Source organism: Clostridium psychrophilum (assembly GCF_018861705.1).
In the GTDB taxonomy this organism is placed as follows: domain Bacteria; phylum Bacillota; class Clostridia; order Clostridiales; family Clostridiaceae; genus Clostridium_AD; species Clostridium_AD psychrophilum.
In genome coordinates, this window is sequence record NZ_JAHLEC010000017.1 from 13,882 (window position 1) to 29,966 (window position 16,085).

General features: G+C 29.6%; 13 protein-coding genes and 1 pseudogene. 11 read left to right on the top strand and 3 right to left on the bottom strand.

Annotation, left to right across the window (positions count from 1 at the left end; translation table 11 throughout):
• Positions 1 to 409: 409 nt before the first annotated feature.
• From KPL38_RS05920 to KPL38_RS05955, 8 genes and pseudogenes are all read left to right on the top strand, one after another.
• Positions 410 to 1,240: pseudogene (locus KPL38_RS05920) on the top strand (Rpn family recombination-promoting nuclease/putative transposase); the annotation flags it as partial.
• Positions 1,241 to 1,943: 703 nt separating this feature from the next.
• Positions 1,944 to 2,369: a hypothetical protein gene (locus tag KPL38_RS05925; protein ID WP_216288150.1), complete on the top strand. Its 426-nt coding sequence runs from the start codon at positions 1,944 to 1,946 to the stop codon at positions 2,367 to 2,369.
• A 61-nt stretch (positions 2,370 to 2,430) separates the two neighbouring features.
• Positions 2,431 to 3,444, top strand: a complete 1,014-nt coding sequence (locus KPL38_RS05930) for a type II toxin-antitoxin system antitoxin SocA domain-containing protein (protein WP_216288152.1) — start codon at positions 2,431 to 2,433, stop codon at positions 3,442 to 3,444.
• Between the two features lie 486 nt (positions 3,445 to 3,930).
• Complete coding sequence (locus KPL38_RS05935; RefSeq protein WP_216288153.1) at positions 3,931 to 4,125, top strand: hypothetical protein; 195 nt, start codon at positions 3,931 to 3,933, stop codon at positions 4,123 to 4,125.
• 7 nt (positions 4,126 to 4,132) lie between these two features.
• On the top strand, positions 4,133 to 4,318 hold the full coding sequence (locus KPL38_RS05940) for a hypothetical protein (protein WP_216288154.1): 186 nt from the start codon (positions 4,133 to 4,135) through the stop codon (positions 4,316 to 4,318).
• A gap of 595 nt (positions 4,319 to 4,913) precedes the next feature.
• Complete coding sequence (locus tag KPL38_RS05945) at positions 4,914 to 5,783, top strand: IS3 family transposase (RefSeq protein WP_312884164.1); 870 nt, start codon at positions 4,914 to 4,916, stop codon at positions 5,781 to 5,783.
• A gap of 222 nt (positions 5,784 to 6,005) precedes the next feature.
• Positions 6,006 to 6,245 carry a M domain protein gene (locus KPL38_RS05950; protein ID WP_216288158.1) on the top strand — a complete coding sequence of 80 codons (240 nt, stop codon included), beginning with the start codon at positions 6,006 to 6,008 and terminating at the stop codon, positions 6,243 to 6,245.
• A gap of 151 nt (positions 6,246 to 6,396) precedes the next feature.
• Positions 6,397 to 6,513, top strand: coding sequence for a DNA-protecting protein DprA (locus tag KPL38_RS05955; protein WP_216288160.1), 117 nt, complete (start codon positions 6,397 to 6,399; stop codon positions 6,511 to 6,513).
• 26 nt (positions 6,514 to 6,539) lie between these two features.
• Here the strand turns inward: KPL38_RS05955 and KPL38_RS05960 are convergent, their stop codons facing one another.
• The 3 genes from KPL38_RS05960 to KPL38_RS05970 form a co-directional block, all read right to left on the bottom strand.
• On the bottom strand, positions 6,540 to 7,334 hold the full coding sequence (locus KPL38_RS05960) for an acetoacetate decarboxylase family protein (protein WP_216288162.1): 795 nt from the start codon (positions 7,332 to 7,334) through the stop codon (positions 6,540 to 6,542).
• 38 nt (positions 7,335 to 7,372) lie between these two features.
• Entirely contained in the window at positions 7,373 to 9,310 is a 1,938-nt protein-coding gene (locus KPL38_RS05965) for an oxidoreductase (RefSeq protein WP_216288164.1), read from the bottom strand.
• A gap of 201 nt (positions 9,311 to 9,511) precedes the next feature.
• Positions 9,512 to 11,080, bottom strand: coding sequence for a PucR family transcriptional regulator (locus tag KPL38_RS05970; RefSeq protein WP_216288166.1), 1,569 nt, complete (start codon positions 11,078 to 11,080; stop codon positions 9,512 to 9,514).
• A gap of 139 nt (positions 11,081 to 11,219) precedes the next feature.
• Here KPL38_RS05970 and KPL38_RS05975 point away from each other — a divergent pair, with 139 nt between their 5' ends.
• The 3 genes from KPL38_RS05975 to KPL38_RS05985 all read left to right on the top strand — a co-directional run bounded on the left by KPL38_RS05975 (position 11,220) and on the right by KPL38_RS05985 (position 16,030).
• Complete coding sequence (locus KPL38_RS05975) at positions 11,220 to 11,999, top strand: SDR family NAD(P)-dependent oxidoreductase (protein WP_216288168.1); 780 nt, start codon at positions 11,220 to 11,222, stop codon at positions 11,997 to 11,999.
• A 545-nt stretch (positions 12,000 to 12,544) separates the two neighbouring features.
• Positions 12,545 to 13,402 (top strand): Rpn family recombination-promoting nuclease/putative transposase, encoded by an 858-nt coding sequence (locus tag KPL38_RS05980; protein ID WP_216288170.1) that lies wholly within the window; start codon positions 12,545 to 12,547, stop codon positions 13,400 to 13,402.
• Between the two features lie 993 nt (positions 13,403 to 14,395).
• Positions 14,396 to 16,030, top strand: coding sequence for a hypothetical protein (locus KPL38_RS05985; protein WP_216288172.1), 1,635 nt, complete (start codon positions 14,396 to 14,398; stop codon positions 16,028 to 16,030).
• Positions 16,031 to 16,085 lie beyond the last annotated feature (55 nt).

Consider the following 16,085-nt stretch of genomic DNA (forward strand, 5'->3'; position numbering starts at 1 on the left):
GCTGATGCAAATTTAAGGATGTAAAGTTAGGTTTGAAAGGATAAAAATTTTGCAAAATAAAAACAAAAAAACTTGGCGGCAGCCATAGGGTAGAAACTACTGAAATTTATAGAAGTGTATAATTTCGGTAGTTTTTTTATCGTGAAGCTAAAGTAAGTTACTTACCACTCAATATAATAAAGGATATATTGGGTGGAAAGTAACTTCAAGTTGTTTTTTATTGTAATACACTGTTACAGGAGTGTTAGAGGGCACTTTAATTTACAGTAAGTTAAAAGATAAAAAAGATAAAGAAATTTATTTTTATAATAAATATTTTAAAAGCAGAGTAGAATAAAATATAATTTTCTGATAAAATAAGATTAGAAGAAGGAATGATTATATGTAAAGATTAAAGCCTTTAAATGATTTTATATTTAAGAAGACTTTTGGTGAGGAAGAAACGAAAGATAATCTAATAGCACTACTTAATGCAATTTTAAGTAAAAAAGATAGAGACAAATTAGTAACACTTGAAATAGTTGAAAATAAAGAATTAACGCCCGAATTAATCGGAGATAAGACAGGCATAATAGATGTTAGAGCTAAAACAGAAGATGGTACACAACTTGAAATAGAAGTACAGTTAACAAATCAGCACAATATGGATAAAAGGACAATATGGTATTGGGGTGAAATGTTTTCAGAAGGAATAAAAAAGGGAGAAGATTATAAGAATCTAACTAAGGTTATAACTATAAATATAGTAGACTTTGAATATATAAAAATACCTGATAAATTCCACACAACATTTCATTTATGGGAAGATGGAGTAAAAGACTACATGCTAACAGATGTAATAGAAATTCATTTTATAGAGATGGAGAAATTTAGAAAATTAAAAAATAAGAACTTAAAAGAAGATAAATTACAAAGGTGGTTATCATTTTTTAGAGAAGATATAAGTAAAGAAGAATTAAAGGAGTTGATGGACATGGATGTCGATATTAAAAAAGCAGAAGAGAAAATAGAATATCTAAGTAGTGATCCAAAGACATTAGAATTATATAAATCAAGAGAAAGATCACTTCATGAGAGGGCTAATATGATTAGTTCGGCTAAAGATGAAGGAATAAATGAAAAAGCAATAGAAGATGCAAGAAATCTATTAAAACTAGGAGTTAGTATAGATATAATAATTAAAGCCATAGGTCTTTCTAAAGAAAAGATAATACAAATAAAGAAAGAGTTAGAAAGTTAACAACAGAGCTTGTCCGTTTCACTTCCAAACTTTGAAGCAAGCTTAGCAACAGAGCTTGGCCATTTCACTTCCAAACTCTGTAAGGGGTCAAACTCTTGGAAAAAATTGGAAAGCGTGCTATGCGTAAGCTAGACGAAGATGAAACATCTGATGTGAATTAAGGGTGAAGAAGTTGAAATGAAAAGTTAAGAAATAGGGGAAAAAACAAAAACAAAAAAATTGGTGATAACCACGAGATGGAGCTACTGAAAGTTATAGAGATATAATTTTGGTAGTTCTTTTGTATTAAAAGTATTTGTACTGGATTATGTAATTATTGACGTGAAATGAATTGGCATACAATATGATAAATGTTATATTGAGAGGTAAGTAATCAACTTCGAGTAATTTTATTGGTGATACATTGTTAAATTATCGTTAGAGGTCACTTTGATTTGAAGCAAATTAAAGATAGAAAAAAGTTAAAGAGGTTTACTTTTACAGGTGCAGGTGGCAGGTATTTGGTTATAAAATAAGATACATACTCGTTGAGCTATAATTTTAGTAAAAAAGTCTAGTATTTTCTACTAAGTAAAATAAATTAAGATGTGTCAATTAATACGTTATATTAATAAAATGTATTAATTAGTACGTAAAATGTTGTGTTTTTAGCATATTTATATTATAATTTGATTATAATATAAATGAAGGGACTGATAGAAATTTGTGTTCACAAAGGAGAGAAACAAAAAAACATTTAGATTTTACACCTGAGGATATAAAAACGTTTCTTGAGAAACTTAGAAAATTAGTCATCTATGGTAAATATATAATTTCAAAAAATGAAAAAAGAAAAGAGAACATGGATTTCATAGAAGATTATAAAATTAATACACAAAAGGAAAAAGAAATTCTATTAAGTCTTCAATATGAAGATTTTTGTTATGCTGTTGATAATGAAAAAGAGAAATTTTATTATGAAAAACTATATATTTTTAGCAAAGCCTATGAGCTAGATAACTGGGGAACCTTGGAGTTTATTGATATATACATAAAAATAAATATGACACAGACAAGAAAAGGTGATGATTTTATGATCATTGTATCTTTTCATAAAAGAAATAAAGATATTAAATATTTGTTTAAATAAATAACTTGATATATTTTGCTTCTTAGTTAAAAATGATAATGAATAGAAGGAGGTAATAAGTATGTTACAGTTTTGTGAGAAATGTAATGATACAGTGAAATACTCTATTAGAGAGGAAAGAAAAATAAAAATTATTAAAGGAAGAAAAATAGAGTATATAGGAAAAGAAGCTTATTGTGATGAATGTGGTAGTGATTTATTTGTTCATGAAATAAGAGACTCTAATTTAGAGATGCTCGATGAAGCTTTTAGAGAACAGACAAAATTGATTACAGTACCCATAATAGAGAATATACTTGATAAGTATGATATTGGTAAAAGACCATTATCTTTATTAATGGGTTGGGGTGAAGGAACTTTAACTAGATATTTGAATGGTGACATGCCAACTAAACAGTATTCAGATATTTTAATTAGATTACTCAATAATCCAAAATATATGAGTGAAATCTTAGAAGAAAATAAAGGGAAAATAACTGAACATGCATATAATGTTTGTAAAAAAGCGTTAGATAGAATAGATGGTGAAAAGTGTGAAATGGCATTAACATATGAAAGTAGTGAGAAGATAGATAACGTGTCTAAGTATATATTGAATAATTGTAGTGATATAACCCCTTTAGCATTACAAAAATTATTGTATTATGCACAGGCTTTTTATAAAGTATTTAATGGACAATTCTTGTTTGACAATGATTGTGAAGCTTGGATACATGGTCCTGTTTATAGGGACATCTATTATAAATATAAGGAATATGGATATAATGCAATAGAAGATAATACATCAAAATTTTGTGATATTAATTTAGATAAAGCTGAGGAAGAATTGCTAGATAGTATTATAATTAATTTTGGTTGTTATAGCGGGAAGATCTTAGAAAGAATGACTCATATAGAAGCACCATGGAATATCACTAGAAAAGAGTTGAGTAACTATGATAGTTCTGATAGAATTATTGATAAAAAAATTATTAATGAATATTTTAATAGTATAAAAAATAAATTCGAAATGTTAAATATTGCAGACATTAAGGATTATAGTGCAGATTTATTTAGCAAAGTTCAAACTTTATAAAAATTAGTAACCAATAAACAGATTTCGCTACGCTACATCCATATGTTGGGAAGGGACCATGTCAGCAACTAGTATATGTAAAAACATAAACTAGGGAAGCGAAGCTGGGTTAGAAGGGAACATTTGATTGAGATTTAGAGTCGAAGAAGTTAGGGTGAAAAGTTAGAAAATTGGAGAAAAAATAGAATCAAAAATACTTGGCGATAGCCAACTTAGAAAACTACCAAACTGCATGTTGATGCATCTTGGTGGTTTTTGTTTATTAAAAAGTTATTTGGATATAATTTAAACAAATAATTATATAGTAGGTGAATAAATTATATGGTCAGAAAAAAATGTGATTGGTATCCAGGATCAATTCATCATATTACAATGAATTTGTGCGGAAAGCCCACTCCTTGAGGTGTAGCAAGCTCAACCAAGGTCTCGCAAGGGTCCCCGGCAGGCTGTGCGAAAACCTAAAATAAGTATGGAGGTGTATTTAAATTGAATATAGACGAGATTAGAAAGTCGCACTACAAGGAAGAAGGAAGGGAAGAAGAAAGAGAAAAAAGTAAAGAAGAAAGAAAACAATTAATACTTAAACAATATAGTAAAGGGCTTTCAATAGAATATATTGCGGATATAAATGATTTTGATGTTGAATATGTAAAGGATGTAGTGAAAAATGCAAAACAATAGCAAGTAATTGCGTCAGCAGCAAGCTAAAAAAGGTTTCGCAAGGGTATTATGGGTTAAGCAACAGAGCTTGTCCGTTACACTTCCAAACTTAGTAAGAGGGCAGACCCTTGGAAACAATTGGAAAGCGGGTTATGCTGAAGCTAAAGGAAGATGGGACATATTATGTGAATTAAGGGAGAAAAAGTTGGTATGAAAAGTCTAGATAATTGAATAGAATAGAAATAAAAAACTTGGCGACAGCCGTGAGGGAACTACTGAAACTTATAGAGATATAATTTTGGTAGTTTTTTTGCCGTGAAAGTGTTTGTGCCACGATATTGATAAATATTTATTGTAATGTTTAGGAAAATAGTGAATAAGGTAAGAAGAGAGGATATTATATAATAAGAATGTAAAGTGAGGTGTTAATATGAACACGTAGCCAACTACGTTTGAAGTAACTTTGTTGATATACAATGAATATTGACCCCCTTTCTGAACTATACCCTTAAAGGTGGACATAAATGAAAAAATGTGTTTACATACCATTAAGGGAGATGATAGTAGGATGGGAGAAAAGAAAAAATAAATACAGTAAGGAATTTAAACTTGATGCAATAAGAATGTATCGAAACTGGGTTAGAGGATGGCAGACGCAAAGGTGCTATCGGGCAATTTATTTTACCACCCAAAATTGAAGGGTTACCTATTAATGAAGAAAATCTCCGGCTGAGGGCCGAAAATGCTTATCTTCGTTCTCTTCTTGAGTTGAATATAGATGTTATTAAAAAAAAACATATTACGAAGTAATTGATCTGTTAAGAGAGGACTTCTGTTTGAAAATATTATTGGAGGTATCTGGAATAAGACGTTCCAGCTACTACAAATGGAAAAAGAACATCAACGTCCTAACAAAAAGGAAACAAGCTAATCTGAATATTTCTGAAAGAATTAAATTATTGTATGTAAAACACAAAGGGTGTTATGGCGTTGATCGAATGACACATGCCTTGTTAAATGATTACAAACTAGTGGTAAATCATAAACATGTGTATAGGTTAATGAAAGAACATGGTTATCTTGCTGTTATAAAGCCTAAAAAGTATTTTAAGCAGCCTCAACGCAGGCACTCCGGAGTTAATATACTTAATCGAAATTTTCAAGCTAGTTATCCGTTTGACAAGCTTGCAACTGACGTTAGTGTTATTAAAAAGAGTGGGAAAAGTATCTACATATCACCAATAAAAAATTTGTGTACTAACATGATAGAAGGTTGGGACATAAGCTACAATGGATCATTAAAAATAGCAATAAACCCATTACTCTCCATAAAGGATAAGGCGCTTCCTGAAGGAACATTTATGCATTCAGATCAAGGGGGATTGTATACATCAGGTGTATTTAAGAAAATACTAGAGGAAAACAACTTCATTCAAAGTCTATCGAGGAAAGGTACACCAATTGATAATTCACCTATGGAAAGTTTTTTTGGTACCTTGAAAAGTGAGATGCTATATAATCCATTAATAAAATTACATAATGATATTGAAACGGTTGCTGCAATAGAGGAATATTTTAGTTATTACAACAATGACAGAATCCAAAAGAAATTGGGTTATTTAATTCCTGCTCAGTACAAGGAAATACGATTGAAGAAATACCAACAGGATACAAAGTAGTCTTTATAATATATTTCTAGTCATTTAAGCTACAATGTATCTACCTTTTGGGGTACAGTTTGACATTCTACAAACTTCAAACTCACTACGTCGCGCAAGGGTTCCTGGTGGTAACTAGAGAGGTGTTATATTGGTAAAATGAAAATTTTTATAGGTTGATAAAGAAGTTTTAGGATGTTATAATTACTATACTTGCAATTAAAATTATGGTGGTGATTTAGAATGGATAACGAAACAAAGAAAATGTTTGAAATGTTAATGGGAAAGTTGGATACTATATCGGAAAGCCAAAAAAACATGGAAATAAGGCAGGATGAAATATTTTCTGTTGTAAAGTCTATTGAACATAGCAATACTACACATAAAGCAGAGATTGATAATATTACTTATAAAATTGCACATACAGAGGGAATAATTAATAAGATAGGCAATGTAATTAATGAAAGTAGAGCCGTAAAATAAATAATTAGAGCGGGACAGTTGAGAAACTGTTCTTATTTTTTTATGTTTCATTAGCAACCAAGCGTGTCTATTTCATCTCCAAACTCTGTAGCAAGGCGAATCGCCATCCGTCCAAGTTCCCCGTGGTTTGTGAACTTGGAGGTGTTTTTCAATGAGAAATAGACTAATAAGTGTTTGGTGTAAAAAGATTTTAGTTGTGGAAGCAGGAAATAAAAATAAACTGATAGCTTATAGCTCAAACACTATTATCAGAGTGTATAGGCTATAGCTATCAGTTTTAAATGAATTCAATGCTTATTTAGTCCACCAATCCCATTTCGTAAATGAGTATGGAACAAATCCCATAGGATCAATTTTGTTGAAATATAGATTTTCTCCAGGTTCTAATGTATTTGTACTAACTATATATTGAGAACCTATCATTCGTACTACTTCTAGTTCTGCCCATGGATCATGTGGAGAATCCGTCAAAACTACAGTAGATGTAGCTAATTTATTCTCTGTTATATCGGCTATTGCTAACTTTTGTTTTATTAAAGTTGGGCTTAATAGGAAACCACATCCATCAGCTGATTTCGCATATGTTATATTATACATATAGTCAGTTATTGCATCATTTAGTTCTTCAATTTTACCATCTTTATTTAATTTCCCTGATAAATCAGCACTAACTGTAAAAAATTCTATTCCATTACGATTAATTTTACCTATTACTTTACCATCTTTAACTTCAAAATCTATGGTTGCCATTTTTTTTGGAAGTCCACAAACCTCTCTTCCCATTGACATTGCCATTCCATCAGTTATTGGCATAGATAAACAGTATCTTCCTATTACTCCATTACATTCTGCAAGGATAAATAAACCAGCTTCTTTGTATCCTGGAGCAAAACTTGTTTTTGGATAATTGGCTACAAAAGTTGAAACTAATGGTTTATCTTTTACTGGTTTTAATGGAGCAGGTAGTAATTTTGCTATGACTTCTGGTTTTGTTTCCCAAACTGTGTTTAATGTTTCTGCACCATAAAATATTGTCTTTTTTTCTCGTAATGACATTATTTGTTCCATTGTTTTTGTAAAACTATACATAATATAACCCCCCTTAATTTAAATCGTCCTATATCTTACTAAAGCATATATGCTTTTTCAAATCCATTTGACACTGCATCTACTACCCTGCCTGGTTTACGAACATCTCCTAATAGTTCAACAATATTATAATGTTCTTCTATTTCACTTACTATTTCATTATTTGATTTAACGCCTAAAGATAATACTACAACATCAGTTTTTAGTGTAGTAATTTTCTGATCTTTAGTGTTTTCAATATCTATTTCACCATCTTTAATATTTGTAAGTTTGCTACAAGGTAGCATTGTTACTCCAGCTTTACCAAGTCTTATACTTATATCAATTACATTAGGTAGATATCCTGAAGGACCAATTTTATCTGCCATTTCTATTACAGTTACTTTATTTCCTTTAGAAGATAATAGTTCAGCTATTTCTAGTCCTGTCATTCCAGAACCAGCAATTACTATATTTTTATTTTCTAATATAACTTTCTCTTCTAGAATATCAGTTGATGTATATACAAAACTCTTGTTGACTCCTGGAATTGATGGGATTACAGGGTTTGATCCTGATCCAATAAATACAGCATAAGGATTAATTTCATTTATTTTTTGTAGCGTTGCTTTTTCATTTAGTTTTACGACCACGCCTAATTTCTTAATTGCCAGTTTTTGATACTCAAGGAACCAATCCAATTTCTCTTTTAGTGGAGGTTTAGTAGCTAAGTATACATTTCCACCTAAATATCCTTTTTCTTCAAATATTATAGGTACAAAATTTCTCAAGGCTAAAACCCTTGCAGCTTCCATTCCTGCAGGCCCACCCCCTATTATTACAACATTTCTATCATAACCGGTCTTTTGAAAATCTAAATATTCTAGTTCTCGTCCAACCCTTGGGTTAACTGCACATTCTATGTTTTGACATTTCATAATGCTTTCTATGCAATTCAAACATGATATGCAAGGGGTAATGTCTTCCTCGCAGCCTTTTTTAGCTTTATTGCTCCATTCTGGATCAGCTAATTGTGCTCTACCTACTGCAACAAAATCTAAATTATCTTCTTTTAATATAGTTTCAGCCATATCAGGTTTTCTAATTACATCACAAGCAATTACCGGTATATTGACCGCTTCTTTTATAGCTTTAGCTAAATTTCTTTTCCAGCCTTGAGGATATGAAATCGGTTCTATTATTGTAGTAACGGATTCATATGTTCCAGCACTTACATTAATAGCATTTACACCTAATTTTTCAAGGTAAACTGCTTCCTTAATTGCCTCGTCTAGTGATATTCCATCTTTAGTAAATTCATTTCCATCTATTCTAACTGAGATAGGGAACTTAGGACCACATTTAGCACGTATACCCATTATTATTTCAGTTATAAACCTCATTCTTTTTTCAAAAGTTCCACCATATTTATCTTCTCTATGATTTGATTGTGGGCTCATAAACTGTGCAACAAGATACCCGTGAGCACCATGAATTTCAACCCCATCTATACCAGCCATTTGTGCGAAAACAGCACCTTTTACAAATTTTACAACTAGTCCATTAATTTCTTCTATTGTCATCTCTCTAGGAATTTCGCCAATAGCTGATGACATTATAGGACTTGGACCAGCTATTTGACGACCATCAATCATCATAGCATGATTTTGTCTACCGGGATGTTGTAATTGAACAAATATTTTGGTGTTATATTTATGAATTGTACGAGCTAGGGTCTGAAGCCTTGGTATTTGTTTTAAATTCATTACACTTAATTGATTGGGCATTCCTACGCCTGTTTCATCATCTATGCGGGTTATTTCTGTAATTATTAACCCACATCCTCCTTTTGCCCTCTCTTCATAATAACGAATCATCTCATTTGATGCTTCACCTGTATATGATGCCAAATTTGTGCCCATTGCAGGCATTACTATTCTATTTTTTATTTCTAAATTACCGATTTTACCTTTGGTGAAAAGCTTTCCATATTTCATTATAGTATCTCCCCCTATAAAAATTTTATTGCTTCTTTTAGATTAATTAAAGTATAACATTGCATAAAATTGCATGATATGGAAGAAAATCCAAAAACATTTATTATCATTGTGCGTTGTGCACTATCTACTCAAAAGTTAACTATTATCTAAAATATATACAATAAATAAATCTCTGAAAAATCAGAAATTTATTTATTCCTATTCTCTTTTAGAATTCATAAGTTTCTTATAAAAATCCATCAATTTATATGCATAATATAGTTTAAAACTGTTATCATTTTCATCCAAATCTAATCCTATTAATTCTACAATTTTTTCTAACCTATATCTTAATGTATTTCGATGTATAAACATCTCATCTGCCGCTTTCGTCATACTATGATTGTTTTTTAGATATACATATAGTGTTTTATATAATTCAGAACTATTTTTATCATCATACTTTTTTAATATATAAATTGAAGTATTATAAAAATCTTCTTTTAATATATGATCTCTTGCCATATAAATAAAATTGTAAGGCTGAATATCTTCATATTGATAAATATATTTTCCTTCTCCAATAATTCTTCCTATTTTTAATGCTGTAATTGCTTGATGGTAGTAAATATTACAGTATTCTATTGAAGAAAATTCATTACTTATTCCCATTTTTAAATTATTATCTGATAAAAAAGCTTCAATTTTTTCTGTTCTAATTTGATTTTCTACAAACCTATCTTTATCGTTTATTAGTACAATATTTCCATTATAATAAATTGAACTGCTCATAGGAAAAAGATTCATTAAATTTGGACTCAAGTATCTAGAATATATGGATTGTTTAAGCTTAAAATTTGTGATATCAATTACTAAAACAAAAATATGAGTGCTAAACACTAGAGAAGAATTTTTTAATCTTTCTTTAATTATTGTCTTATTTTCAATGTTATTTTCTAATAAATCGTGTAATATTTCTTCACTTAGAACATTACTAGTATTTTTATAAAACTGTTTTTTCCCTAGTTCTTTTGAAATTATTTCACTTATTAACATCAACAAATCATAGTCATCAAAGTCTATTTGTTTTTCGCATTGAAGCAATATTATATTCCCTATAGTTTTACCTTTTACTTCTATTCTAAATACAACTTTTTTAATTGGGCTTATAGGACAGGTCACTTCGAAGGGACGGTCCATTTTTCTTCCTATCTTTAGAGCATTTAACTTTTTTAATTCGGCAATAAATTCATAAGAGCAGTACCCTTTTTTTACATTATCCATCCATAATAAATCAGTAATATTCTCTATGGCAGAGCTAGCTAATACTTTAAAACTTAGGTCAATAACAATTAAAGGATTACCAATTAATTTTGAAGCAGTGCTAATTATTTTTAATAGACCTTCACCTGATAGAAAAGTTTCTAATAATGAAATTTTAAATTGATTGTATCTTACATCTTTACGAAAAAATGCTCTTACCTCATTATAAATTTCCAATATATTTTCATTATCATTTAGCTCAATTATTCTTAAGTTATTGTTAATATATTTTTCGAGTATTGTACAATCATCATTTATTAAAATAAAACATGCATTTTTGATTCTACCTATATTTCCTTTGAAGGTAGAGGTATTTCCTATATAAATATAATTTTTTAAATAAACTATATTCTTATCTGTAACTAACTCTGCATCAATAAAATTAATATCCAGGGGTTCATTTAAGTAAAAATTTTTGCTTTTACCTGCAAAATATTCACACAATCCATTAAAAGTAATATTCATAATTCACCTCAATTTGATTATAGTGCATTTCGCACAACTAAGATACCATAATTTGGAATAATATATATAGTAACAGATTTTTCAGTATGATATAACTATATTATATTAATAAAGACTTAAGAATGAGGGGAGAAAAAATATGAAAAATGTAAACGATCTATTATATATCAAAGGGAAAGTAGCTATAGTTACTGGTTCAGCCAGTGGAATTGGGCAAGCAATTGCAGTTGGACTAGCTGAGGCTGGTGTAGATATTGCCGGAACATATTTTAATACACCTTATGAAGAAACAAAAGCACTTGTTGAAGCAACAGGACAAAAATTTTTCCCAATACATGTTGATGTATCAAAGGCCGAGGAAGTAGGTAATATAATACCTGCAGTTATAAAACAATATGGAAATTTTAATATACTTATAAATGCTGCAGGTGTTGAGTCACATAATCCTATTGGGGATAATTATAGCGAAGAAGAATATCAACGCTGTTTGCAAATTAATTTAAATCAAGTTGTAGCACTTAACGCAGAAGCTGGGAAACATTTTATAAAAGAAGGCAATGGAGGAAGAATTTTGAACGTATCTTCTATAGCAGGTTATTTAGGAATGCGTTCTGGAATGTCACCATATGTTATTACAAAACATGCGATAAGAGGAGTAACTAGATCCTTTGGACTTGAACTAGCTCCTTATGGAATTACTGTAAATGCAATAGCCCCAGGTCCTATTTTCTCAAAAATGACTACAAACCCACCAATGAAAAAATTAATGATGGATAGAGTTGTTGCTACAAAATGTCCAGTAGGACGATGGGGATTCCCTGAAGACTTTAAAGGTATAGCAAACATGCTTTGCTCTGAAGCTGGTGGATTTATTACAGGACAAACCATTTTAGTTGATGGTGGATATACATTAACTTAAAATAAGACAGAACTTTATATAAACAGTGGAGGTGACACTAAATCACTTCCACTGTTTTTTTAGCAAGGCTAACCACCAGTCCACCAAGGTCCTCGGGATTTGTGAGCAAGCAATTCGAAAGCTAGGCAAAGATGGGACATCTGATGAGGATTAAGTGATGTGAAGTTAGGGTGAAATATAAAGAAATTGGGGAAAAACATAACCAAAAAAATGGCGATAGGCATGGGAAGGAACTACTGAAATTTATAGAAATATAATTTCGGTAGTTTTTTTGTAGTAAAAGTCTTTGTAAAGAATTATGCTAGTTAATGACTCAAAATGAATTGAAATTCAATATAATAAAGAATATATTAGGTGGAAAGTAACTTCAAGTTGTTTTTTTATTGTAATACACTGTTACAGGAGTGTTAGAGGGCACTTTAATTTACAGTAAGTTAAAAGATAAAAAAGATAAAGAAATTTATTTTTATAATAAATATTTTAAAAGCAGAGTAGAATAAAATGTAATTTTCTGATAAAATAAGATTACAGGAAGGAATGATTATATGGAAAGATTAAAGCCTTTAAATGACTTCATATTTAAGAAGACTTTCGGTGAGGAAGAAACGAAAGATAATCTAATAGCACTACTTAATGCAATTTTAAGTAATAAAGATAGAGATAAATTAGTAACACTCGAAATAGTTGAAAATAAAGAATTAACGCCCGAATTAATCGGAGATAAGACAGGCATAATAGATGTTAGAGCTAAAACAGAAGATGGTACGCAACTTGAGATAGAAGTACAGCTAACAAATCAGCACAATATGGATAAAAGAACAATGTGGTATTGGGGAGAAATGTTCTCAGAGGGAATAAAAAAGGGAGAAGATTACAAGAATCTAACTAAGGTTATAACTATAAATATAGTAGACTTTGAATATATAAAAATACCTGATAAATTCCATACTACATTCCATTTATGGGAAGATGGAGTCAAAGACTACATGCTAACAGATGTTGTAGAGATTCATTTTATAGAAATGGAGAAGTTTAGAAAGTTAAAAAATAAGAACTTAAAAGAAGATAAGCTTCAAAGGTGGTTATCTTTTTTTAGAGAAGATATAAGTAAAGAAGAATTAAAGGAGTTGATGGACATGGATGTTGATATTAAAAAAGCAGAAGAGAAAATAGAATATCTAAGTAGTGATCCAAAAACATTAGAATTATATAAATCAAGAGAAAGATCACTTCATGAGAGGGCTAATATGATAAGTAGTGCTAAGGATGAAGGAATAAATGAAAAAGCTATAGAAGTTGCAACAAATTTATTAAAATTAGGAGTTAATATAGATATAATAATCAAAGCTACAAGTCTTTCTGAGGAAAAGGTCATACAAATAAAGAAGAAGTTAGAAAGTTAGTAGCAAGGGGCAATATGGTATTAGCAAGTTCAACCAAGGGGTAGACAAAGATGGGACATTTGATGCGGATTAAAGGTTAAGAAGCTGGGATGAAAAGTGGAGAAATCTTTAAAAAAATAGAGACAAAAAACTGGCGATAGCCGGGTAAGGGAACTACTGAAATTTATAGAGATATAATTTTGGTAGTTTTTTGTATTTAAAGTTTTTATACTGGATTAAGCTAGTTAATGACTTAAAATGAATTGGAATTCAATATAATAAAGAATATATTGGGTGGAAAGTAACCAACTTCCAGTTGTCTTTTATTGCTGTTGCATTATTGTTAGAGAACATTTTAATTTGCAGTAAATCAAAAAATAGGAAAAAGTTAAAGGAATTTACTTTTATCATAGATATGTTATAATATAAGTATGAATTGGTGAGAGGGTATCACCAAGTAAAACAAAAAAAATCTTAATTGATGGAAAGGATGTCTAGTAGGCATCCTTTTTTTGTACGTCCAGAAGTCCACTGGGGTATGTGAACAGAAGGTGATTATAACGGAATGAAGCTAGGTAAAACGGAACATATGATGCGTATTTATCAGATGCAAAGTTTGAGTGAAAGGTTAACAGACTTAGAAAAGAATAGAAACAAAAAACATAGATAGGTATGAAAGCTACTGAAGTATATAGAAATATGTATTTCAGTAGTTTTTTGTCGTTAAGGCTAAGGGAGCACGACATAAGGATAATTCCAAAGAAGTAAAACCTGATGCTAATCATTTTCCAATGAGAAACAGAATAATAAGTGCTTGGGGTAAGAAGTTTCTATTGGTGGTAGCATACTTTTAAAATAAAACCCATTTAATCAAGAAATAATATACAAATAAAAAATAGTTGTTGAATTTTGCTCCACTATAAGGTATTATAATACATATATTCTATATTATAACAAATAAGTTATATATGAATTATTATGTTAAATTTATAACATTAAACGAGGGGGCTTATATTGAGATATAAACAGTCGAAAGGAAGTATGGAAGAGGTATGTAGGATTAATGAAGAGGACGATATTATAGCTTTTTATAAACGATTATTTAAAGAAGTAGAGCCTACTATTATTGACTTAGTAGGAACAGCCGGGTCTGGGAAAACTACATTCTGCCAACAATTTGTAGATGAAGAAGGAAAAAAAGTCTTAAGTAAAATTATTTCGACTTCAAGAAATAGTAATGCAATTCAGACAGATATAGTTATTCTTGAAGATACAAAGAATAGGCTTTTCTTAAAAGCGAGAAATAGAAGCGATATAATGAGAGATATAGTTTTAGTAGCACTAAATATAGATAGTGAATACAAATTTGATATTAGAAAAGATATTACTGATGATTCCAATAAAGCAGGTATAAAGAATAATGATGATAAGAAAATTAAGGTTAATCTTGATTTATTACAAGGAGTTTATAATCTATTTGGGACTACTAAGTTAATTCAAAGTTTTCAGAGAATATCAAAAGATTTACAATTAGAGTTTATAAATGAGGACAACATTCAAACCTATATAAGAAATAACTTAGAAAATGAAAATCTAATTAAACTTCTTGATGATATAATATATTCAAAATTAGAGATAATTGATTTTTATGGATTACGCCATGAATTTTTAATAGAAAAGCTGAACATATTAGAGAAAACTATTATGCCTGTAAAGATATTTAATGGATATAAGCGACGAGTGGAAGAATTCCATGAGAAAGTATCACTTAGGTTGCTTTTTCAGCAGGCAATATTAGTCTTAAAATGTGATGAAAAAGTTAAACAGAGTTTACCTGAAAAGTTTAGAAAAGGAGTTGTGTTTAGAGAACTGCAGGAGCATAAAAACATAAAGGAAAGTTGCTCTATAACAAATATTGAAAAGAATTGTAAGATAGTACTTATTCCAGCATCAACTGGCGGAGAACTAGTTGATAATAAATTTTCCGAGGCGATAAATAGTATTATTAGCTCAGGTTCAAAAGAAAGCATGGTTGTAATAACAAAAATTGATAAGACAAGCTCTTATGAGGAATATACACAAAACGATTATGCACTTTTTATCGAGAGCTTAAAGGAACAAATTGTTACTTCCCATAATAATTTTATTGGTAATATAGGAGAAACACAATCATCTTATGAAAGACATGTATCTAGAGATGATAAAAATACAATGGCAAAGAAAATATTTGCAACGCTAGATAATATCTATCTGTCAACAATAACTAAAGACAAAAATGGGAATCATGATGCTGAACTTCATAAAATAATATATAAGAATAGAAGTAACCAAGAAATATCTGTAAATGATATTGAAGACATAGAAATGTTAGATAATTGGCATAGTTTAGTAACAAACATCTTAGAAAATAAAAATAATGATTGCGATAACAACGATGGTACAAATTTTATAGGTTTTAATAATACGAAAAAAGAGTATAGATTAAGTGGGAGATCATTTGGAAATATAAAAAAAATATTTTCAAATTACATTAAGCATATTAAATATAAAGCTATTTCTATAAGATACTCTTTTAACATTGAGATGGTTTTATTATTATATATAATAAATGTTATATTTGGAACGGGAGATATTTTAAATATGAATTAGTTTAAATTAATATACTATATAAAAAAACTATGATCAGTTAATAAACTGGCATAGT

Coding starts and splice junctions, on each gene's coding strand:
- KPL38_RS05930 (WP_216288152.1), top strand. CDS start 2,431: ATGTTACAGTTTTGTGAGAAATGTAATGATACAGTGAAATACTCTATT.
- KPL38_RS05950 (WP_216288158.1), top strand. CDS start 6,006: ATGGATAACGAAACAAAGAAAATGTTTGAAATGTTAATGGGAAAGTTG.
- KPL38_RS05955 (WP_216288160.1), top strand. CDS start 6,397: ATGAGAAATAGACTAATAAGTGTTTGGTGTAAAAAGATTTTAGTTGTG.
- KPL38_RS05960 (WP_216288162.1), bottom strand. CDS start 7,334: ATGTATAGTTTTACAAAAACAATGGAACAAATAATGTCATTACGAGAA.
- KPL38_RS05965 (WP_216288164.1), bottom strand. CDS start 9,310: ATGAAATATGGAAAGCTTTTCACCAAAGGTAAAATCGGTAATTTAGAA.
- KPL38_RS05970 (WP_216288166.1), bottom strand. CDS start 11,080: ATGAATATTACTTTTAATGGATTGTGTGAATATTTTGCAGGTAAAAGC.
- KPL38_RS05975 (WP_216288168.1), top strand. CDS start 11,220: ATGAAAAATGTAAACGATCTATTATATATCAAAGGGAAAGTAGCTATA.
- KPL38_RS05980 (WP_216288170.1), top strand. CDS start 12,545: ATGGAAAGATTAAAGCCTTTAAATGACTTCATATTTAAGAAGACTTTC.